The organism is Marinomonas sp. A3A (assembly GCF_018336955.1).
Taxonomy (GTDB): domain Bacteria; phylum Pseudomonadota; class Gammaproteobacteria; order Pseudomonadales; family Marinomonadaceae; genus Marinomonas; species Marinomonas lutimaris.
Genome location: NZ_CP025532.1, coordinates 349,294 through 371,219, shown reverse-complemented (window position 1 = coordinate 371,219; position 21,926 = coordinate 349,294). Strand labels below are relative to the sequence as shown.

Annotated in this window: 17 protein-coding genes; 10 read left to right on the top strand and 7 right to left on the bottom strand. The window is 41.4% G+C overall.

Annotated elements, in window-relative coordinates:
• Window positions 1-88: 88 nt before the first annotated feature.
• Complete coding sequence (locus CYL31_RS01620; RefSeq protein WP_212917265.1) at window positions 89-1,441, top strand: MFS transporter; 1,353 nt, start codon at window positions 89-91, stop codon at window positions 1,439-1,441.
• A gap of 46 nt (window positions 1,442-1,487) precedes the next feature.
• Entirely contained in the window at window positions 1,488-2,624 is a 1,137-nt protein-coding gene (locus CYL31_RS01615; protein ID WP_212917264.1) for a hypothetical protein, read from the top strand.
• Between the two features lie 331 nt (window positions 2,625-2,955).
• Here the strand turns inward: CYL31_RS01615 and CYL31_RS01610 are convergent, their stop codons facing one another.
• The 3 genes from CYL31_RS01610 to CYL31_RS01600 form a co-directional block, all read right to left on the bottom strand.
• On the bottom strand, window positions 2,956-3,957 hold the full coding sequence (locus CYL31_RS01610; RefSeq protein ID WP_212917263.1) for a carbohydrate porin: 1,002 nt from the start codon (window positions 3,955-3,957) through the stop codon (window positions 2,956-2,958).
• Window positions 3,958-4,398: 441 nt separating this feature from the next.
• Window positions 4,399-6,069, bottom strand: coding sequence for a GGDEF domain-containing protein (locus CYL31_RS01605; protein WP_212917262.1), 1,671 nt, complete (start codon window positions 6,067-6,069; stop codon window positions 4,399-4,401).
• 181 nt (window positions 6,070-6,250) lie between these two features.
• On the bottom strand, window positions 6,251-7,033 hold the full coding sequence (locus tag CYL31_RS01600) for an AraC family transcriptional regulator (protein WP_212917261.1): 783 nt from the start codon (window positions 7,031-7,033) through the stop codon (window positions 6,251-6,253).
• A gap of 157 nt (window positions 7,034-7,190) precedes the next feature.
• Between CYL31_RS01600 and lhpI the strand changes: the two genes are divergently transcribed.
• Entirely contained in the window at window positions 7,191-8,141 is a 951-nt protein-coding gene (lhpI, locus tag CYL31_RS01595; protein ID WP_212917260.1) for a bifunctional Delta(1)-pyrroline-2-carboxylate/Delta(1)-piperideine-2-carboxylate reductase, read from the top strand.
• Window positions 8,142-8,206: 65 nt separating this feature from the next.
• The gene (locus tag CYL31_RS01590) at window positions 8,207-9,499 is read left to right on the top strand and encodes an NAD(P)/FAD-dependent oxidoreductase (RefSeq protein ID WP_212917259.1); all 1,293 of its coding nucleotides are present in this window, start codon (window positions 8,207-8,209) and stop codon (window positions 9,497-9,499) included.
• Here CYL31_RS01590 and CYL31_RS01585 read toward each other — a convergent pair.
• Genes CYL31_RS01585 through CYL31_RS01575 form a run of 3 tightly spaced genes read right to left on the bottom strand, consistent with a single transcriptional unit; the run spans window position 9,496 to window position 13,495 of the window.
• On the bottom strand, window positions 9,496-11,841 hold the full coding sequence (locus CYL31_RS01585) for an ATP-binding protein (protein ID WP_212917258.1): 2,346 nt from the start codon (window positions 11,839-11,841) through the stop codon (window positions 9,496-9,498). The genes CYL31_RS01590 and CYL31_RS01585 overlap by 4 nt on opposite strands.
• Before the next feature lie 2 nt (window positions 11,842-11,843).
• Window positions 11,844-12,743: a substrate-binding periplasmic protein gene (locus CYL31_RS01580; RefSeq protein ID WP_212917257.1), complete on the bottom strand. Its 900-nt coding sequence runs from the start codon at window positions 12,741-12,743 to the stop codon at window positions 11,844-11,846.
• Between the two features lie 26 nt (window positions 12,744-12,769).
• Window positions 12,770-13,495 carry a response regulator gene (locus CYL31_RS01575; protein WP_283247968.1) on the bottom strand — a complete coding sequence of 242 codons (726 nt, stop codon included), beginning with the start codon at window positions 13,493-13,495 and terminating at the stop codon, window positions 12,770-12,772.
• 730 nt (window positions 13,496-14,225) lie between these two features.
• On the opposite strand from CYL31_RS01575, the gene nhaC reads away from it, so the two are divergent.
• The 5 genes from nhaC to CYL31_RS01550 all read left to right on the top strand — a co-directional run bounded on the left by nhaC (window position 14,226) and on the right by CYL31_RS01550 (window position 20,638).
• On the top strand, window positions 14,226-15,710 hold the full coding sequence (gene nhaC / locus CYL31_RS01570; protein WP_212917255.1) for a Na+/H+ antiporter NhaC: 1,485 nt from the start codon (window positions 14,226-14,228) through the stop codon (window positions 15,708-15,710).
• A 154-nt stretch (window positions 15,711-15,864) separates the two neighbouring features.
• A complete protein-coding gene (locus tag CYL31_RS01565; RefSeq protein WP_212917254.1) occupies window positions 15,865-17,118 on the top strand; it encodes a DEAD/DEAH box helicase in 1,254 nt (417 codons plus the stop codon).
• Window positions 17,119-17,208: 90 nt separating this feature from the next.
• Window positions 17,209-18,285: a GGDEF domain-containing protein gene (locus tag CYL31_RS01560; RefSeq protein ID WP_249411658.1), complete on the top strand. Its 1,077-nt coding sequence runs from the start codon at window positions 17,209-17,211 to the stop codon at window positions 18,283-18,285.
• A 481-nt stretch (window positions 18,286-18,766) separates the two neighbouring features.
• Complete coding sequence (locus tag CYL31_RS01555; RefSeq protein ID WP_212917253.1) at window positions 18,767-19,675, top strand: hypothetical protein; 909 nt, start codon at window positions 18,767-18,769, stop codon at window positions 19,673-19,675.
• Window positions 19,676-19,780: 105 nt separating this feature from the next.
• Complete coding sequence (locus CYL31_RS01550; protein WP_100186327.1) at window positions 19,781-20,638, top strand: PA4780 family RIO1-like protein kinase; 858 nt, start codon at window positions 19,781-19,783, stop codon at window positions 20,636-20,638.
• A 28-nt stretch (window positions 20,639-20,666) separates the two neighbouring features.
• On the opposite strand, the gene CYL31_RS01545 is transcribed toward CYL31_RS01550, so the two are convergent.
• Window positions 20,667-21,221, bottom strand: coding sequence for a TetR/AcrR family transcriptional regulator (locus CYL31_RS01545; RefSeq protein ID WP_212917252.1), 555 nt, complete (start codon window positions 21,219-21,221; stop codon window positions 20,667-20,669).
• A 122-nt stretch (window positions 21,222-21,343) separates the two neighbouring features.
• Between CYL31_RS01545 and CYL31_RS01540 the strand changes: the two genes are divergently transcribed.
• Entirely contained in the window at window positions 21,344-21,841 is a 498-nt protein-coding gene (locus CYL31_RS01540; RefSeq protein ID WP_212917251.1) for an HPP family protein, read from the top strand.
• The last annotated feature ends 85 nt before the right edge of the window (window positions 21,842-21,926 follow it).

The following is a 21,926-nucleotide window of genomic DNA, read 5'->3' as shown; positions in this document are numbered from 1 at the left end:
GGCTCTGTCACAACACCGTTATTACGCTCATCGTCGATGCGTAATAACGGTCTTATAGTTGATAAACAATAAAAATAAAGAGGCAATCATGTCCAATACAAGCTATGAAACTAGTCGTCATGAACGATTAAGCTATTACACGTTTTTCACCGGTCAAAACATTATTTTTATGTTTGTGACTATTTTCATCAGTATTTACTACACCTCTGTACTGGGCTTATCTGCCGGTACTGTGGGGATTATCTTTCTTTTAGCCAGGGTATGGGATGCGGTTAATGACCCTATTCTTTCTATTCTAGTTGAACGAAGCCGCTTCAAAGGCGGTAAATTCAAGCCTTGGGTGAACGCAATTGCTTGGGCTGTCCCTCTTGCTACCGTATTGATATTTGCCTTCGGCGATTATCTTGCGGAACAACCGATGTGGCTGCGTATTACTTACGCCTTCGTCACTTATGTGGGCTGGGGGATGTTATATACCGTCTCCGATGCGCCTGCCTACGCTATAGGCTCAGTAATGACACAAAATAAAGATGAACGAAATGTCATCTATTCTTTTGTGCGTTTTGGCGGCTTTGTGGGTATGGTCATCGCCATGATTAGCGCACCTTGGCTGGTAGACAAACTAGGCGGAAAATGGACGCTGGCAGCCGTCATTATGTGCTCTGTTGCCATGGTTCTCATGTTAACCATCCGCACAGTGAAAGAACGCCACGTAGTAGAACAAGAGATTCCCACCCTTAAACAAATATTAGGCACAGTAACCGGCAATAAGTATTTGTTGATGTTCCTCCTCGCTTTTATCTTTATTGGCGGGTCAAACGTTGCCTTTACCTTAATGCCTTATATCGCCCGCGATGTTTTAAATGATCCATCGCTATCGGGTATATTGCTATTTGCCATGATTGGCCCAGCAATGCTGGCTTCCCCCTTGGTACCAATTGGCATTCGTAAAGTTGGCAAAATCGCCACCTTTGCTTGGGCTTCTGCCGCACTCACCGTCTTATCGATCATTACTTGGTTAATGGGTTACGAACATGTCGAACTGTTTATTGCTTTAACCATGATTAAAGCCATTGCCCTTGGTGTAACACTGGTGATGCCTAGTATCTTTATTGCTGATTGTATCGAATATGGTCACATACGTTCAGGTCAACGCTTAGAAGCAGTCACCTTTGCCACCCAAACTTTCGCTAATAAAGCCACAACAGCCGTTGGCGGATCCATTGCTATGGGGTATCTCGCTATGGTGGGCTTTGTTCAATCCACTGGTGGATCTGTCGTACAGCAACCTTCACAGGTCATTCAAGGAATGTGGGACGCTCTAAATTTAGGTAACGCGATTGGCGCTACGATAGGCTTGGTCATTTTCTTGTACAACTACAAACTCACCGACCAAATGCTAGAAAGAATGAAGGCCGAGGCATCTAAAAAAACAATTTAAAAAATAAATATTTGTGCTTATAAAAAATATAAAAAAGGGAAGTAAAATGAATAAAAATCTAATGTTAGTTGTTGCTCTATCTTCAAGCATGAGTATTAACGCGTTGGCCAAAAATAAAAACGATGGCAATTGGATAGAAAACTATTTAGATAAAAATAATGGTAGTGAATTATCTCAATTTACTGATTATGAAAATAATAGTCGCTGGTATTATAACCTAAGACTTCACGCACTCTCTGCGGTTGGCTCCTCTACGGATAATCATTCAAATCAGCTAGAAGCCAGCCTACGACTTCGCGGTAAAACCATGTTTACGGATGATCTAGGTTTTACCGCAGATTTGTGGATAAAAGCACAAGAAAACTACAATACATTAGATGGAGAAACGGTTAACGAATATGATGATTTAGACGAAGATGCCACTTGGGAAAACTTTATTGTTGGTGTTGAATCTAATAAATACGGCGCTTTAGTTTATGCTAAACACACGGCAAACTGGTCTGTATTTGCAACAGACATTGGCATGCACGGCGCTAATAATATTCAAGGTGAAGCTGGCGGCAAAAATGCAGGAAAAATAATCTACAAAAATCATTTTGATAATAATCTATTTATCCATACAAGCTATGACCTCAATTCTAAAATCATCGGCTTAGATCTCGGCTACCAAACAGATAATATTTATCCTTTTAGAGCAGATTCTTATGGGGTTTATTTTTCTGTACATAATGGACAGCCTTTTTTAAACAGTGGTTTTAACAGCTCTATTATTGGTAATGTTGATACTGATTCAAAGACAAAATCAGATACTGACTACAACAGACACAGTGATGACTTATTAACTTACTCCTTAAGTGGCTACAAACAGTTTGGCGTCAAAGGTAGAGCTGGGGCGGTTGTTGCTTATTCAGATAGTGAAGACGATGTATCTAAAGATGTGATCAGAGAAAGAGGCTATACGGAAGGTGGCTTAGGCTTATCAGTATCTGTTAGTTACCAATATCTCCCTGATGGTTTTACAGGCTGGGCACCGGGTGTAACAGCTTCCCATGATGAATTTAATGATAAGTTTATTCCATTAGTTCAGTACTTTATTACCCCTCAAATACGGGTATGGGGAGGCCATGTCTTTGTATCTAATGGTGCAAACTCAACACAAATCGAGTTCCAAGCGGATTTTTAAGTAGGATTTATTCATTGGCATCATAGGTTCACTTTGTTGAACTATGGTGCCAATAATAATTAACACCAAGCGATACAGTGAGAATAATCAAACGGACTAGAATGAGTATCCCTTAAACAAACGCCTTTCACCAAACAGCACCAATACGCCATGCCCTTTCTACCAACGGTGATGCTAGTCTCTAATTTTTCAAACAGGTAAATGTGCGTAAGGTAGGAAATTTGAGCTTCTATACGAAGAAACCAAGACAGGAGAAAAAAACGTTGGATGAAGAGCAATATCACCAGAAAAGGGAGTAACCAACAATATTGCTCTTACCTTTAACTAAACATTAGAAGTCATAGTTAAATCGAACTCGAGCTGCGGTTGTTTTGTCATTTTCATTTGCAGCAGCATCATCAATAGTAGAGTACGAGCCAGCAAATGTTACGCTTGCATTCTCGATATCCAATAATGGCACAGTGTAAGCAATATAAGTGGTCAACATAGATGGATCATTACCCGTCTGGTTATCTACATTTGAGCCAATCACACCTAAACCAAAGTTGCCATAAACCATGTTAGCAATAAACGAGGCGACTTCTCGATCAGTAATGTCATCTTTACTGAAAGCCGCAGCAAGGTTGATATTAGCCTCTGCAACATCAAAATTGGCAGTCACAGCATAACCTGTTAGATCCACTTTACCCGTGGTAGGAGAGGTTGCGCCATCCGTTGTATCATATTTAACACTTTCATAACCAACCGAAATGGTTGCCGCGTCGGTAATAAAGGTCACAGATGGGCGAACCCCCGAAATAGCGGTTGTATTATCTCCATAAAGTGAGCCATCACCTTGATCTGAATCACCATCACCATACAAGGTATCAACTTCGAATTTTAGTCTTTCACTAGCACTGTAATGAAAAGCAATTTGACCACCACCGTCACCAATACGTCCGCGAACTTTATTAGCTTGATAGACATAATCCTCATTAGCATGAACTATCAAAGTATCTTTCGCTAATGGAAATAAGTTGATTGCTTCAAAACGACCAAGTTGAAAATCCCACGTGCTATTACCAAATTGGATAAAAGCGTCATCAATATTTGCGTCACCATCGGTCGTCAATAACAGCGTACCTTTACCAGCAAAGAAGTTATCACCTGCTGTATGTTTACTGTAAGCATTCAATTCGACACGACCATTTTGGTCATAAGTGGTGTCGCCAGTCTCAGTATCAGTAGCGTCATTGTTTAACTCGAAGTTTGCATCAAATACTGGAGCGGCATTAGCAGCACTAATAGACAAGATACTGCTCAAAATCGCAGTAGTTAGGATAGTTTTTTTCATGATTTTCAGACCTAAATGTATGTTGTTTTTATAATAAATAGAGCTTTGACAAAAACGTGTGTTTTCATAACCAATGATACATTTCAGTAACTTTATTACAACAAAACAACAACGATAATAGTTCTTATTTTTTACTTAATTTTTTAAAAATTTAAAACATCAAAATAAACTATTGATATATAAGAAATTAAAATAAAAAAATAGCAATGTAAAAAAACAATAAACAGCGAAATTAAGTAAGAAATACACAAAAAATACTGAATAGTAGGGCGTTACGTATTTTAATTACACGATTATGATATTTTCAAAACGGCTACAATCACTGCTAAAACCACCCTAACTCTAGGTGCAAAATTTTTGCTAGCTCATCATTTTTCACAAAAAAAATCCCAGCTCTGAGCTGGGATCTACCATTTAAACTTAATCAGATTTCAAAAAATATTATCGACTATCAAACTTAGCCGCATACATTGCATTATCCGCTCTGTGCAATAAGCTTTCTAATGTGTCATTGCCTTCCACCAATGCACTACCCACACTAAATTGAATGGTGACACTTTGCTCGTCCATTTTGATAACCAGCGATTCACGATCGTCTTGGAGTTTCTCAGATATGCTAGCCAAATCTTGGGCTCTATCCTGCTTAACTAGAATCAAGAATTCATCACCCCCCCAACGAGCGACTTCCCCCCTATCTCCTACCGTTTCTAGTAAGTAGTTTGCAATTTCCTGCAATACTCGGTCACCGGCTGCATGTCCATATAAGTCATTTACTGATTTAAAACGATTCACATCGACATTAATTAGACCGAATGAATGATGATTTTTCTGCCAGCGCTGCATATATTCCGTCATATGCACTTCAAAGCCGCGGCGGTTATAAAGCTCAGTCAAAGGATCAAGCTTAGCAAGACGACTCAATGCCTCTGTACGTTCAGCAACCTTGTTCTCAAGCTCAAGCTGGTACTCCAAAAGGGATGTCGACATTTTTTGATAATGGGAAACCAGTTTTTTGATTTCTAAACCGGCAAAACGGCCTAATTTTGGCGCTCTATATTGTTTTTTATCCAATGATCCAATAGAAAGATCCAACTCAGCTAATGGCTTTGTAACAATCAATGTGAGCAATAGATAGAACACAATTAAAGCGCACACTAGACTAATGAAAAACACGACTAACAAGCTAGAAAACTCAGTCAGAGGAAGAAAGCCGTTGATATCAATAAAGTTCACCTGAAACCAATCAATTTCAGGAATGTAAACAACACTCGCGAGTTGGCGAACACCATCTTTGTTCACAGAAGAGGTTTTGACATGACTAGGTGACTCTTTCGCCAATGCCAAAGTTAGCTTTAACTGCGTACGCGATTGCTCATCGTCTAGCAGCTGAAAAACCTGACTTTTATTTGGGGATTGTTTCGTTAAAGAAGAATAATCGATTAATTCTTCTCTCTGATAAAGCTGGATAGAGCCTTCATTATTAGTAAATACAATAGCTGAATAAATATCTTGTTTTTCAACCATTTGACGCAAGAACCCAGAAAGGTCTAAACCCGTTCCCACTACGCCTAATATGTCATCACCATCACGAATTAAGACATCACTCCAAAGCTTAATAACCCCTAATTCTACATCTGGATTTACATTCAAATGTAGATCGAGTTTTTTCGCCATGATCTGGTAAAACCATGCATTATCAGGGTTAGATTCGTGGAGCGTATAGCGGTATAGGTCAGAATTAGGTGATTCCTTACCATCACTATAATAATAGTGTTCATTCCCTTTTAAGGCGATGAAGTAGGATTTATCTGAAAAACGATGACGAAATGCTTCTGTATCTTCAAGAGCCTGCTGTTTTAAAGCCTCATTAAATGGATGTTTAGCCCATGCTTTTAATGATTCAAGCTCGGCAAACTCTTTAGATCGGTTTACCTCTTGAATCAATGGCAACAGCGTTCGCACCTTATCATATTGAATCTGCTTCTCGGCATAACGCTCAACCCAGCTAACAATTATATCTTCTGCCAACACTCTCATCGAAAGCCAGGAAAAAAATCCTGTAAGTAATAAAATCAGAGCAGTCGATATTAAAAAGCGCGACTTAATAGCCATTTTCACAACATTCCATATGATTAAAGCAAAAACTCACAAAACACTCACTCCACCAGCAAAAAATAAGCCAGAACATTAAAGCCAGCCAGTAAATGAGACACTATTATTCGACAAAAATTAAGAACACTTTTGTAACAGAAGATGGCAAAAGAAATAGCCTCATTACAGACTGATACACAAGCTATTTGCTTTGCCTGGGAGAAAATCCCATAACCTTGCGGTAGGCTCGTGAAAACGAAGACGCGTTCGAAAACCCGTATTTATCTGCAATCATGGCAATGGAAATCGACGATGTAGCAATAAATTGATGTGCTTGCTGCAGCTTACGCGTCAAAATATATTTTTGAGGGCTCATCCCAAACTGCTTTTGACACACTACATAAAAATGGCTTTCACTCATATTGAAATAATGCGCAAGCCATTCATTACTAAAAGTCTGATCAAGCTGACTATCAATCAAACCATTGAAAACTGCTAAGTCTAATCGTTGATGAGCAACACTTCGCCATACACTGTCTTGTTCGCTGACAATATCAGTCACTTGTAGCAGCACCATTGGCAACATCTGTGTGCTAACACGACGCCTTACTTGTTCAGATGCATACCGTAATTGCTTAGCAGCGAACTCAAGACAACCAATTAATTCAACAGGTAACTGGGAAAAGAATGGCGCTGAAGACAATAAAATATCCAGAGAAGAACCTGAACTTTCTGCAATGTAAGTCATTAAAGGATCTTGCTGATGAATATCTACCACCAGCAGTTCGCAGTCCTTCGTCTGTCCCGAAAATAAGTGCGGAATATCATTTGGTGCCAAGGCAAAATTCCCACGACCTAACGCTCCAGAAGACTGAGGCAATTCACATGTCATTTTTCCTTTCCATCCGATCAGAATTTGAGAAAAATCATGCAAATGCTCACCTTGCTGTGTCGAAATCAAATTGTGACGAATTTCACTCTTCATAACACAAAAGCCTACCTTAAATATCGTAACGACTATTCTTTATAGCAGCTCCCTATGTCACTGCATAGCTTTGGTATCAATCACCATAGTCTAGGGCAACTAAAGGACAAACCAACTTGCTAGGATGACACATCACTCAATTGATAGGAGTCGTAACATGCAAATTTCAGCCGAAACCTTACGCGAACGCTTAACATGGCCAAAAATGATCGACGCCCTGCGAGCTATTTTTGTCGATAACGTTCAGTCTCCTGTTCGTCACCACCATTTTATAGATGTACCAGATGAAGCCCAAGCTACCTTGCTACTGATGCCTGCATGGATTGAAGGCAAATATTTGGGGGTAAAACAAGTCAGCGTATTTCCAGGCAATAATGCCAAAGGACTCCCAGGATTAACCAGCCTTTACACCTTAAGTTGCGGCAACACAGGGCAAACCTTGGCGCAAATGGATGGCAATGTGATCACAGCCATACGTACGGCAGCGGCATCCGCCTTGGCTTCTAGCTTTCTGTCTCGTCCAAATTCTCGTTCTATGTTGATGGTTGGCGCTGGTCGTATGGGACATCACCTTGTTCCGGCACACTGCAGCGTTCGTCCTATTGAAACGGTTTGGATTTGGGACCGAACTATATCGACAGCAGCAGAGTTTGTCGCTGAACTACAAACTCAAGGTATTGATGCTCGAGTCTGTGAAACCGAGCAACTTCCAGAAATCGCTGGCAACGTCGATATCATCAGCTGTGCCACACTCGCCAACAAGCCAATCATTGCAGGTGAATGGCTCAAACCTGGCGTGCATTTGGATTTAGTCGGTAGCTTCACTCCAACCATGCGCGAAGTCGATAATCTTGCTATGCAAAAAGCAGACATATTTGTCGATACTCGAGCTGGCGCCCTATCCGAAACAGGTGATTTGATCATACCAATTAGAGAAGGTGCTATCTCGGCTAACGACGTTCACGCGGAGTTAGCCGAGCTTTGTGGCAACACTCATCAAGGCAGACCATCTCTTAATCAACCAGATAAAGCCATCACCTTATTCAAATCTGTCGGCGATTCTCGTGAAGATTTAGCTGCGGCAATTTTGGCCTATCAGAGTTCATAACAGTCTTTGTTGAACATCAATTAACTTACTAACCTCAAGTACGAGCCTTTTTCGAGAGAAAACTAATGAAAAACAACACCCTAACGCCTTCGCTGAATAATGAAAAATCAGAAGCCATCAGCAGATTTGCTGTCGTGGGTGCGGGTGTCGTCGGATTGTGCGCAGCACTAGAGGCTCAAAGACATGGCCATCAAGTCACCCTGATTGACAATAAGGCACCAGGGACATCAACCTCTTCTGGCAATGCTGGTTACTTAGCTACGGAGATCATCGACCCACTGGGAACGCCAGAAGTGCTTAGGTCTGCGCTCAAGCTTTGGCTAAATCCAAAAGGACCGATCTGCACGCCAATACGCTATGTAGCAAAAGCTGCACCTTGGTATTGGCGTTTCATTAAAGCGGCCCGACCAGATCAGGCGCAACGCGGAACAGAGACGATACACCAGCTAAACAGAGAATCTGTTGACGCTTGGAAACGCACTTTAATCGACATTGGCGCGGAAGCTCTTCTCATCAAAGGTGGGCATTTAGTGGTTTGGGAAAATCCTAATAACCGTGATGATGCCTCAAAACTAATTGAAAAAATGCGCCGCTACGACATTCCCTGCGAATTAGTCGATGGGCACAACTTAGCCTTGCTGGAGCCTGAACTATCCCAAACGCTCAGTCATGCCGTTTTCTTCCCAGAAATTCATCGATTATCGGACCCTTATGAGGTTTGCAAAGCATTATTCGATGCATTTATAAAACGTGGCGGACGATTTATAAATGCTAAAGTAAACTCAATTCAAGCTAATAAAGACAACATTAGGCTAGAAACAACACGGCAAACAGAGACTTTTGAGCACGTTTCCATTTGCGCTGGTGCTTGGAGTAAAACTTTATTGGAACAGGTCGGAATCCATATACCACTAGAAGCAGAGCGCGGTTATCACGTGACCTTCCCTAATGACAAAACACGCATTAATCACACTATTTTATCGGCGGATCGTAAGTTAGTTTTGTCGCCTTTAGGGGCGGGGCTACGCGCGGTAGGTATGAGCGAAATAGGAGGGTTGGATTTACCACCAATCAAAAAGCGTTATCAGGTTTTACGCGAACACACTAAAGGCTTGTTACCTAAACTATTCGACAATCCTAATCTACAATCAAGCGAATGGATGGGACATCGACCTTCGTTACCAGACTCCTTACCAGTAATTGACCAGCACCCTCTTTATTCTCGTTTATCTTTTGCTTTTGGTCATCAGCATTTGGGGATTACACAGGCAGCGATTAGCGCAGAGCTGTTACTAGAAAAAATAGAAATGCGTCCAACGCGAATCTCAATAGAGTCTTTGCGAGTCGACCGATTTTAATGCCCCTGAACAGCGTTTAATAATAAGTCTAAGGTCTCTTCATAAAGCGGTCTCAATGCATTTATTTCAGAACTAAAATCTGCTTTAGAACTGTCGTTACAGTGGTTTTCTAATTCGCGGAAAGCCGCTGCTAAGTTTTGTGCACCGACAGCATCTGAATCACCCGCTAAACGGTGAGCGATATCTGCTAGTTCGTACAAATCTTTTTGCGCATTCATTTCTGTCAGCTCATCCAAACCACGCTCTATCGCCGACGAAAATAGTGACACCAATTTTTGTAAACGCTGTTTACCCAACGCCGTTAGATGAGAGTAAATAAGACTGATGTTTAACAAGCCATTACTCGCCTGTTGATCTAATGCTATTTGACTATTGAGATTAAGCTGCTCTCCCATGATTTGATACAGAAGTTCGCGCTTAAAAGGCTTAGGAATGACGGCTCGGATACCAATGTCATGGCATTGTTTCACATTGCTTGGTAGCACATTGGCAGTGAGCGCCACAATAGGCGTTTGAGCATTTACTTGACCACCATTGCGTATTTGATCAGCCACATCTAACCCACTTAATGAAGGCAAATGAATATCCATCAGGATCAAATCAAACTGGCTATGATTTGCTTTATGAAGCGCTTCTTGACCATCCACTGCGAGCGTCACCTGATGCCCATCTTGTTCTAATAGCTCCGTGGTAACCGCTTGGTTAATTGGCGTATCTTCAACCAATAAAATCGACATAGCCGCTAGTTTTCGAGGCGACTCTATGGCTTTAAGCGGCGCTATCATGGTTTCATCTATCGCCATCAAAGGTACATAAAACCAAAATACACTACCACGACCTTCCTCACTTTCTACGCCCATTTCACCTTCAAGCAATCGCACTAGCTGAGCCGTAATGGCCAATCCCAATCCCGTACCACCAAACCGACGAGTGACACTTTCATCCGCTTGGCTAAAGCGTTCAAATATATGCGAAAGATAACTTTCAGGAATGCCCATCCCCGTGTCTTCCACTTCAATAAGCACACCGTTAGATTGCTCAGGGTTCTCATTAGCCGGCATCACGGAAATAGTTACCGAGCCATCACGAGTGAACTTAATGGCGTTAGACACAAGATTCGACAAGATTTGCCGTAACGCACCCGCAGCCCCTTGATAACGATCTGGCAACTGATCACTGATTTGCACATTCAATAGAGTGTTTTGTTGTTGGGCTTGAGCCAAAAACAGCAAGCTCGTGGAATTTACGAGCTCACTAATTGAAAACGGCAGAATCTCCGGACTATACATGCCTTCTTCTAGACGAGCGTAATCTAATAAGCCATTCAGTATTTCTAATAAGGCCTCGCCTGACTGATAAATTGCGGACAATTTTTCCTGACTTTGATTGGATTGAGGCTGGCTCTGTAGTAACTCCACCATACCCAAAATACCATTCAACGGCGTTTTGATTTCGTGGCTCATGGTCGCCAAAAACTGGCTCTTGGCTAAGTTCGCTTTTTCAGCGGTTTCTTTAGCATCTTGTAATCGTCGGGTCCGGCGGCTCACTTGCTCTTGCAGCTGATCTCGGTGATAACGCAATTCCGCTTCGATCACATCTTTTTGCTTGATATCCGCTAAAATTGCTTCTCGCATGTCATTCATCGCATTCACCACAGAATCTATTTCATCACTTTCTGGGCGCGGTGTTTTATGAGGAAGAACCAGTTTTTTCTTAAGGTTTCCAGCGCCAATAGAACGAGTATAACTGGCCATATATTCCAGATGTCTCGTTACCATAAAATGCACAATAAGCAGTAACAGCACGCCATTGATTAACACCAGGAGACTTTGAAAAAGCGCAATTTCGATGGCAGATCGTAGCAGTTTTGACTGAATAGCCGCCATATCGTGATATACCGTTAACTCACCAAGCATGCGCTGTGTCTGCTTGCCATCTCGGTCGATGTAATAGATAGGTAAAGTGGTGCCATTCTTATTACTGGCAATTGAGTCTCTGTCTCCAACTATGATGTCATCTTGCCAATCCGCAGAATGCAAGGTAACCGCATTCACATTGGAAAAGTTCATAATACCTTTTAGCTGCAGCTCTAATTGCTCACTATCCAGATCCCACAAACCTTTACGAACCCCCTCAATGTGCGATGAAGTAATGTAATCAGTTTGCTGTTGCATCGAAGCACGCTCCCGACGATATTCATTGAACACTTGAACGCTCGTCGAAATAAGGGCCAGCAGCAAACTCAATGACAAAAGTTTGATAAAAATACGGTATGCCAGCGGATGCATTTGCTTATAGCGTAATAGGTTGGGGATGATAGAAAATTTTATTAGTGGACGCATAACTAGTAGTCGAACTCCCCGTTCAAACCAAGATCAGCATTATAAATTTGGCGATAGCGTTCCACCAATTCGGGCACCATATCTGGGTCTTTCAATAAGGTATTTAAGCGCTTATTTAATGAAGGTAGCCAATTAACCAAAGGGGATTTTTGAGAAATGGCAAGGTACCAAAAATCGCTAACATCCGTTTTTGTATGGCCTATTTTTCCTTCTAGACCTAGTCGATGAACATCTAATTGACCTGACAATTTCCCCATTGGTACAACGTCTAAACGATTATCAGCCAGCTTTAATAGATTTTGATCTTGAGTTGAGACAAGCTCTAAATTTGGATATTCATGAAAGGCCGCATCCACTTCATTACCAAAGCTATCGCCCATTAGTAGACCAACTCGCAAGCCAGCTAAACTTTTCCAATCCTTGAAGACTAGCGGATGCTTAATAGGGTAATAAAGGTAGATCGTCTCTCGAATGACTGGAGCGTCTAAATAAGTCAGAAATTGCTGACGTTTCGTGGTTTTGAACCCCGACAACATATCAACATTCCCTAATTCGACTTCTTTAAGGCAACGCCGCCAATTGCTATTTTGACGAACATCTACTGTCACACCAAGTGGTTCCAGTAACATTCTAATCACTGCGACATTGACACCATCGACTTTTTCATCCGCATTAACCCACGAAACAGGTGGATAAGCACTGGTCCCGCAAACTCTTACTGTTAATCCAGATAAGTCATCCAGAGACGGGGCGTTTTCTGCAAAAGCGCGGTCTTGTGCCAACACATTCCAAGAAAACAAGATACTCAGCCAAAGAGAACATAACCGAAATGCCCAACCGTAAACTGTAAACCTATGAAAGAGAGGGCTGTGATGAACGGCTTCTTTTCTAACATTCACCACAAACAATCGCCTTATCACTGCCCACATTACAAATCGTCTTGAGGATTATTACTAAGGAGGTAGCCAACACCATGAACGGTAATTATCATTTGTGGACAATCTGGGTCTTCGCCTAACTTACGACGAATTCTGCCGATTAAGACATCAATCGTACGATCCGTAGCGTTCCAAGTGCGGTTTTTGATTCGATCCATAAGTTGATCGCGTGTCAGGGCAATGCCCTCATTTGCTTTAAGCGCTAACAAAAGCTGAAACTCACCTTCGGTTAGTTGACTCACACTGCGGTCAGACTTAACCAAAACACGGCGCGAAGTATCTAATTGCCATGTCCCAATCGTTCGAAGAACAGGCTCTTCTACTGGATTTTTAGCAAGCTCTCTCTGATTCCGCACTCGGCGAATTAGATTTTTTCCACGAGCCAATACTTCTCGTGCATTGAAAGGTTTGCAAACGTATTCATCCGCTCCACACTCTAGCCCTATGATGCGGTCTATATCATCCTGTTTACCTGTTACTAAAATAATTCCGACTTCTGAACGGCTCCGCAACTCGCGGGTCAGAGTTAATCCATCTTTACCAGGCAAACGAATGTCGAGCAGAATCAGATCGAATTCTTGCTCACTTAATAATTGTTCAGCGGCTTCAGCAGTGTCTGCACCTGAAACGGTATAGCCTTCTTCTGCAAAGTAGCTTTCGAGTGTTTCTCTGATTACGCTAGAGTCATCAACAACGAGAATTTTAATGTCTGACATTAACATAGCTAAGTACTACAAAAGGTAAAAGTGGAATCAAGTGTCTAATGATCATTTTATTATCGTTATTTTTAATATTGAAGAAGCCATTCCATATCAGCTCAATGAACTATAACAATTAAGCTAAGAAAAGATAAGAGAGTAATATTAGGAAAAAACATCAACAGAATGTAAACCTATTATATAAATGTAAATGCCTGTTGTTGTTTTGTTCACCCCTATTGTTAAATAAAATCATATCATAAGGAAAACGACCGCAAAGCAAAGAAACGCTGACATACTTTTCCTTGCGAAGGCGACAAAACGCAGCTCAACATTCAGATACGCTCGACATTGGTGCATTTTCTTTTACCCCTCGGTCAATAAGCCCCCATTGAGATTTTCTTAATCATATTTAGCTTTAATCAATCGACTGAATACGCACAACAATGGAGCGAAAAATATCAAGATCTTACTCAATACTCTTGCCGAATCGGATTCGCCTATTCTATTTTTTGTCATCAATTGATTAAAAAACTGTACTCTCTCTTAATATTTCCCCATCAAATAGCGCATTAACAGACGCGTTGATGCAACTTTCTATTTCACATTGTTTATACAAAGTATTACGACTTGTTTGTGAATTAATACTTTCTTCCTGTTACAACATTAATTAAGAAAAATGAAATAGGGCATTTCACTATGCCAATTTCGCTTATCTCCCATAAAAAAGAAAACAAAGGAACAACCTATGGCTGTCAGCACACAACTATCAGATGAGCAGAAGCCAAGCCTTACGCTTGCTCTTGTCCCCGTCATACTCACTCTTGCTTTACTTGGCGTACAAATCTTCTATTTTGGTGATTTCACTCCACACATACCTCTTGCGATTGGCTTAGCCCTTACGGCATTAGTTGGTATTAAGCAGGGCTTAAAATGGAAACAAATTGAAGAAGGCATTTTTCATGTAATCCATGTATCCATGCCTTCCGTATCGGTATTGATTCTGGTCGGGATGCTGGTCGGGGTATGGATTGCCAGTGGTACCGTTCCTACTTTGATTTATTACGGCCTGACGTTACTGTCGCCACAAATATTCTTAGCCGCGGCGATGATTCTTTGTTCTGTTGTCTCTCTGTCTTTGGGAACATCTTGGGGAACAGTCGGTACCGTCGGTCTAGCTCTAATGGGTATTGGTGCTGGTTTCGAAATTCCAATGTACTGGACTGCGGGCGCCGTTGTATCAGGTGCGTTCTTCGGTGATAAAGTATCGCCTCTTTCAGATACTACTAACTTAGCACCTGCGGTAACTGGCACAGATGTGTTCTCTCACATCAAAAACATGATGCCAACTACTATTCCAGCGATGTTGATTGCCTTGGTTATCTATTTAATCGCAGGTTTTACTTTGATCGACAATGACAACGGTTCTTTTGAACGTATCACGGCGATCACATCCTCTCTACAAAGAAACTTTGAAATCTCTGCTTGGTTGCTAGCTCCGGCTTTAGTCGTTATCGTATTGGCTGTTAAACGCATGCCACCCATTCCATCTCTATTTGCAGGTGTTATTGCTGGTGCCATCGTTGCAGTGTTTACACAAGGCGCAGGCATCCATGACATTTTAACTTATGCGAACAGCGGTTACTCCATCACCACAAGCTCTGATGCGATTAACAGCCTCCTAAATCGTGGTGGCATCCAATCTATGATGTGGACTATCTCCTTGATTTTGATCGCACTTGGTTTTGGTGGCGCACTTGAAAGAACAGGCTGTCTAGAAGCCATTATCAGTGCCATCATGACTAAAGTAACAACCTTCAAAGGCGTTCAGACATCTGCAACATTGACGTCAGTAGCAACCAACCTTGTCGCAGGCGACCCTTACCTATCGATCGCTCTACCTGGTCGTATGTATGCGCCAGTATATCGTGGAATGAAGTATTCAACGCTTAACCTTTCTCGTGCAATCGAAGAAGGCGGCACCTTGGTTTCTCCTCTTGTGCCTTGGAATGCTGGCGGCGCTTTCGTTATCGGCGCATTAGGCCTAAGCATTGGCGATGGCAATTTCGAAAACCTACTTTATATCCCACTGGCCTTCGCATGTTGGGTATCTCCTGTATTAGGTCTAATCTACGCACAGCTAGGATTCTTCTCTCCAAAAGCAACAGCTGAAGAGCAAGCAAGATGGAAGAAAAACGACGAGTTAGTCATGGATTACAGCACAGCTAAGTAACCACCTAATATTCAAGTCAATAAAAAAGCAGAGTGCTGATGCAACTCTGCTTTTTTTGTCTTCTAAAGATGATCTTTCGATAATCCCAAAACAGCTCTAGAATGCTATACTAGCGCCCTCTATCATTGCATCCTTCATCATTAGCGAGACATCCATGACCTTTGCGTCTTTAGGGCTTCATCAAGACATTATTCAGCAAGTAACAGAGCTGGGATATATAACACCAACGCCCATTCAACTTGCCGCTATCCCAGCTGTCTTAGCGAAAAAAGACCTTATGGCCGGAGCACAAACAGGAACAGGAAAAACAGCCGCTTTTGCGTTGCCACTTTTACACCAGATTCTACACACTAAAAACTTAAATAATGTCGAAGGCATTCAAGTATTGGTGCTAACACCTACTCGCGAATTGGCCCAACAAGTTCATGCTAGTTTTGTTAAATACAGTGCAACATTGCCAATTCAATCGGTTGTCGCTTATGGCGGTGCAAGCATCAATGTTCAGCTCGATGCGTTGAAACAAGGTTGCGATGTATTGGTTGCCACACCCGGTCGCTTGCTTGAATTAATCATGAAAAACCTGATTGATTTAAACAACCTAAAAACGCTGGTATTAGATGAAGCAGACCGCATGCTAGATATGGGCTTTATTATTGATATTCAAAGAATATTGAAGAAGTTGCCTGAGTCACGACAGACCTTATTCTTCTCAGCGACCTTTAATGATGACATTTTCGCCCTAAGCAAAACCTTATTAAAAGACCCGCAATTAATCGAAGTAGACAGCCGCAACACCACAGCGACTCAGGTCGCACAAACGATTTACGCGGTTGACCAAGACCGAAAAAGTGCGCTGTTATCATTTTTAATTGGGTCTAAAAATTGGCAACAAGTGCTTATCTTTACTCGCACCAAACAAGGAGCTGATGATTTAGCAAAAGAAATGCAAAAAGATGGTATCGCCACTCAATCTATTCATGGTGATAAATCACAAGGCGCGCGTGATCGCGTGTTGGCAGACTTTAAAGCAGGTAAAGTACGCGCACTGGTCGCGACCGATGTTGCCGCAAGAGGGATCGACATAGACCAATTGCAATATGTTGTGAATCACGAATTACCTTACAACGCAGAAGATTACATCCATCGCATTGGCCGAACTGGTCGCGCAGGAACAACCGGCCTTGCTGTCACCTTAGTGTCAGAAAAAGAACGTTATTTATTAACCGATATAGAAAAACTAGTGGGTGAGCAATTCATTCCTCAATGGCTACCCGGTTTTGAACCCGACCTTAACAAGGTTATTAATACCTCAAAAAAACGTGAGCCATCTAAAAAAGAATTACGCGCAAAAGCGCTTGGTCTGAACCCGTCTTCAAAAGACAAAAAACCGAAGAGAAGACGCCGTTAAAAATATATTTATGTTCTCTGGTATAATTTTTGTGTGCCTATTCTAAGCGTGAATGGCATCTCCTAAAACCCATCTATCTTTAGAAACCCCATGATGAAACCTCAACCTAACATAAGCACTGAGAAACCTTTAAGCGCGGCTCAGATTTCTCCGGCCTTATTCCGTCAGTTGCTGATTGTTGCCATCCTAGGGTTTAGCTCGATCTGGGGAATCGATGCTTACAGCGGGATTATTGCAGTATTTGACGCCTTTTCGTATCCATTATGCATTGGCGCATTTATTCTGATTTACATACTCAGTTTTTCACGCCTCAACCAGCAGAGCTTGCACTATCTTGCCTACCTCGTTGTGGCTGGCTACTTAATAAGCTGCAGCATTTGGCATCATTTACCGGATAATGGTCTATTTTCTAACTCAGCACAGTGGCTAGGGCTAAATTACGTCATTGTCTATCTTTTTCTTGATGTCAAAAAGGCCGCTCCCGCAACCGCAATTGTTTTTGTTGCAACTATCGTAGGGCATTACATTGCACTCATACAAAACCACACAGTCAACGCAGCACTTGTTGTCACATTAAATATGGCCATCGCCCATGTTATCTATATTTTCTTATTGTGGACGGTTATTAAATTAAAAGTGACATCGGACAAAATCGCTGCACGAGCAAACACCCTTGAAAATTACGCCTACGTCGATTTACTCACTCGAGTGCTAAACCGACGTGGCATTGAGAAAGTATTTAACGAACTTAACCTAGATTCAACGGAACAACAGAAGAATTACGCAATACTCATCATCGATATAGATCATTTCAAACAGGTCAATGACCTAAATGGCCATCTTGTCGGAGACAAAGTTCTTAACAGAATCGCAGGCAAACTAAGTAGGAGCATTCATCCAAATGACATACTCGGCCGCTGGGGTGGAGAAGAATTTATCATTCTCACTTTAAATAGGACACCGCAGCAAGTCATGGCGCTAGCCGAAAAACTAAGAACAGCCGTTAGCAACCTTGTTGTCGACGATATATCAAACATTACTATCAGCATTGGTATTGGGTACTCCTATGAAGCAACCTCAAAAGAGGCCGTCTTCAAAATTGCTGATGATCATCTTTATACAGCCAAGAATTCAGGGCGCAACACGATTCGTGCAGACCATTTTTAACTACTAGTTTTCCAATACAGCAGATCACACTCAATCTTGTCAAAAACCATAGACTCGCTCCGGCACAGTCTACAATGTTTTTTATTGCTCTATGCAATGCTCCCACCCAATAAAAGAGTAATAGCAGCCTTTAGCACTTATATAACCTGTTATTACCCTCTCTTCTCATTCTTTCGAAAAGCAAAAGACCTCTCCTTCAATCCTAACAACGCTAGAAATTATCTATAGATAAAACAACAACTTAATTAATGGCCAAAAAGTAACAATCTGACTTTTCTCAACCTTAAAAGCAAAAAAGATATAAACCAGTTTGAAAATACGCTTTTTAATACATGAAAATAAAATTAGAACATTAATTAGATCAATAAATATACTGTAAAATTATTGTAAGGTTACGGAAATACACGTAAGATTTACGGAACATCTACACAGTAATTTTTAGACTCTTTGAATAATAAGTATTAAAAAAGGAATGATAGGTATGATTAAAAGCAGTGCTGAATTTCTTGAACCGGCATCTGAAAGGGAACTCACTTTTTATACTGATTATTTGCTACGAACTATTCGAAGTACCTCTTTAAAAAATTTACGCGGAAGCTCACAATTCGAACGTGTGAAAAAGCTAAATGAAGAGTTAGAAAATTTAATAAACAAAAAACGCGCCCCACAAAATTTCGCCTCTCAAATGCGCACCGCGTTTAAAGCAACACAGTTGGCTTCCAATCATTTTCGATGGATTGATAAAAAAGACGAGCGCTTGTGTAACTGGGTATGGTGCTATTTAAAAAGTAAGACTAAAAAGACTGAGGCTGGTCTAGAACAAGAAACGTCCAAAGAAAGCAGTTTCTTCTTACTTGCGGAAAAGACCTTCAGTACTGACAGGGATAACGCAGCCGATAGGCACATAGATATTTTAGATGCTTTTTATAATGGCGAGGCTGATACACAGCAACAGCAAGATCTACTCGAAGAACTCAAAGCAAAATGGCAAGAAATCCGCTTTAATGAAACAATAGTAAATTGGCTAGAAGACAATAATCCTTCACAATGGACTTGGGCTTGGTCTTATCTGCAAAACATTACCCAAAGACCCTTAGAACAAGCTTGGATACCAGCCAATGCGATAGAAAAAAAAGCGGTGGTTATTGCTACTATTGATTTATCTGATAACGTAGACCGTAAAGCTTTGATCATTGATAAAATGAAAAAAGCTTGGAGCCAGAAAAAATTTCGTGAGAAATCGAGTGGTAAAAAGCCTTACAGCATTAGCATGACGCTAAACACCAAGCAAAAGCTAAATGCACTGGCTGAAGAAAAAAACATGAAAATCAACGAGATGGTTGAGTATTTAGTAAGGAATGAATATAAAAAACGTGATTCCAACGAATAACCTTGTTAATTGCAAGGTAGAAATAATGCCGCTGCACCAGCGATAAAGTCTATTTTCTATTTCTGGTAGTTTCATTTGTCATCTAATCACTGTATAACGAGCCGCATGAAAATCCCTAAAAGAATACAACCACTCATCGAAGATGGCTTAGTAGACGAAGTTCTTCGACAATTAATGAGCGGAAAAGAAGCGACTGTCTACGTAGTACGCTGCGGATCAGAGATCCGTTGCGCAAAAGTGTATAAAGAAGCGGGTAAACGCAGCTTTAAACAGGCAGTACAATATCGAGAAGGCAGAAAAGTCCGTAATAGCCGTCGCTCTAGAGCGATGGAAAAAGGCTCTAAGTTTGGCAGAGACGAACAAGAGAACCTTTGGCAAAATGCTGAAGTCGATGCCCTGTATCGACTAGCAGCCGCTGGCGTTCGCGCGCCTACACCCTACGGTTGCTTTGACGGCGTTTTGTTAATGGAACTGGTTACTGATGATAGCGGTGAAGTAGCACCACGTCTAAATGATGTGGTATTAACTGAAGAGCAAGCCAAACGCGATCACGACACCATTATCAAAGATATTGTTCGCATGTTGTGCGCTGGCTTGATTCACGGCGACTTATCCGAATTTAACGTACTAGTTGATTCCCACGGCCCTGTGATTATAGACCTTCCTCAAGCCGTTGATGCAGCTGCAAACAATAATGCCGAATGGATGTTAGAGCGCGACGTAAACAACATGCGTAACTATTACGGTATGTTCGCACCAGAGCTTCTTGAAACCAAATACGCAAAAGAAATTTGGGCGCTGTTCGAAGCTGGTAAATTAACACCACATACCGAACTGACCGGTTTATTTGAAGAACCAACAGAAGAAGCCGATGTCGATTCCGTACTACAAGAAATCAAAGAAGCCTTCGAAGAAGAACAAGACCGTTTAGCTCGTATTAACAGTTCAGACGACGAAGATTAATTAGCAATTTAGGTACAGATTTTTTAGATTAACCTAAGAGAGCAACAGCCATCGCTTTTGCTCTCTTAGCGGCATCTAAATCGCCCGATACATAGGCTTGTGCAATAGCCCCTTCTTTTAGCACACTGACACTTTGTGCTAAATCAGCCGGAGCCAATTTAGCAGAACAACCTACAAGGTTCGCTTGAATAAAAGACGTAATATTTTGCTTATGGCGCTGACATATTTCATTAACTACATGATCAGAAAACTCCCCATTGGCTTTCACGAAAAAGCAGCCTTTAAATGGCGATAACACCTCAACATTGTCATGAAACCAATCATCAAGCGCATCAAACAAGGCCAAAACAGCGGTTTTTCCTTCCCCAGCCGCCATCATTCTTGATGTTAGCCAATCCATAAAAATTTGATCCCGATAAATTAACACAGCCTCAACCAAAGCATCTTTACTACTAAAGTGATGATAAAGCGTTTTTTTGGCTACTCCAGTTTCAGACAAAATGAGATTAATCCCCACAGCATGAATGCCATGTTGATAAAAAAGTTTAAACGCCGCGTGTATTAATAAGTCAGGCTTAGTCACTTTACTTCTCCCTCATTAAAAAAGAATATTGACACGAGTGAACAGACTTGTCTACCATTGCAGAGACAGATCGGTCTACCTTTATTTACCAATGATAGCCAGCACTCAAGAGGAATCCATTTATGCTATCCAATTTTTTCACTTCATTTCATCAGTCTAAATTTTTTACTATTTGCTTAGCAGGGATCGGAGCAACACTGTGTATTTTTATGATTGCTCAAGGTGCCCAGCTTGCACCAGAGTATCTTGGTATCATGGCGCCATTTGGCGCAACCATGGTTATACTGTTTGCCTTACCTAAAAGCCCTTTGGCTCAGCCAAAAAATATCCTAGGCGGCCATTTATTAACAACCACAATAGGATTAATCGCATTACAATTTTGGGATGTCACACCATTAACTATGGCAATAAGTGTTGGTGCTGGCGTTTCCTTGATGATGTTAACCAATACGCTGCATCCTCCGGCAGGAGCAAACCCTCTTCTGGTATTATCATTGCAAGTTTCGTGGGGATTTTTACTCTCTCCAGTTCTATCTGGATGCTTGCTCATTATTCTATTCGGCTGGTGTTACCACAACTGGATCTCACGTATTGGCTACCCGCTAAAATCCAAAAAATGAAGCCACAAAAAGAATTAATGCACTAAAAAACATGATGACTGCTTTTTTATACACACTTTTAGCTCATCAAGCACGATTTCTTACA

What these genes read in the sequence shown, in the direction of transcription:
- CYL31_RS01615 (WP_212917264.1), top strand. Translation starts at nt 1,488, where the DNA reads ATGAATAAAAATCTAATGTTAGTTGTTGCTCTATCTTCAAGCATGAGT.
- CYL31_RS01560 (WP_249411658.1), top strand. Translation starts at nt 17,209, where the DNA reads ATGATGAAACCTCAACCTAACATAAGCACTGAGAAACCTTTAAGCGCG.
- CYL31_RS01590 (WP_212917259.1), top strand. Translation starts at nt 8,207, where the DNA reads ATGAAAAACAACACCCTAACGCCTTCGCTGAATAATGAAAAATCAGAA.
- CYL31_RS01585 (WP_212917258.1), bottom strand. Translation starts at nt 11,841, where the DNA reads ATGCGTCCACTAATAAAATTTTCTATCATCCCCAACCTATTACGCTAT.
- CYL31_RS01575 (WP_283247968.1), bottom strand. Translation starts at nt 13,495, where the DNA reads ATGTCAGACATTAAAATTCTCGTTGTTGATGACTCTAGCGTAATCAGA.
- CYL31_RS01555 (WP_212917253.1), top strand. Translation starts at nt 18,767, where the DNA reads ATGATTAAAAGCAGTGCTGAATTTCTTGAACCGGCATCTGAAAGGGAA.
- CYL31_RS01540 (WP_212917251.1), top strand. Translation starts at nt 21,344, where the DNA reads ATGCTATCCAATTTTTTCACTTCATTTCATCAGTCTAAATTTTTTACT.
- CYL31_RS01550 (WP_100186327.1), top strand. Translation starts at nt 19,781, where the DNA reads ATGAAAATCCCTAAAAGAATACAACCACTCATCGAAGATGGCTTAGTA.
- CYL31_RS01610 (WP_212917263.1), bottom strand. Translation starts at nt 3,957, where the DNA reads ATGAAAAAAACTATCCTAACTACTGCGATTTTGAGCAGTATCTTGTCT.
- CYL31_RS01565 (WP_212917254.1), top strand. Translation starts at nt 15,865, where the DNA reads ATGACCTTTGCGTCTTTAGGGCTTCATCAAGACATTATTCAGCAAGTA.
- CYL31_RS01605 (WP_212917262.1), bottom strand. Translation starts at nt 6,069, where the DNA reads ATGGCTATTAAGTCGCGCTTTTTAATATCGACTGCTCTGATTTTATTA.
- CYL31_RS01600 (WP_212917261.1), bottom strand. Translation starts at nt 7,033, where the DNA reads ATGAAGAGTGAAATTCGTCACAATTTGATTTCGACACAGCAAGGTGAG.
- CYL31_RS01620 (WP_212917265.1), top strand. Translation starts at nt 89, where the DNA reads ATGTCCAATACAAGCTATGAAACTAGTCGTCATGAACGATTAAGCTAT.
- nhaC (WP_212917255.1), top strand. Translation starts at nt 14,226, where the DNA reads ATGGCTGTCAGCACACAACTATCAGATGAGCAGAAGCCAAGCCTTACG.
- lhpI (WP_212917260.1), top strand. Translation starts at nt 7,191, where the DNA reads ATGCAAATTTCAGCCGAAACCTTACGCGAACGCTTAACATGGCCAAAA.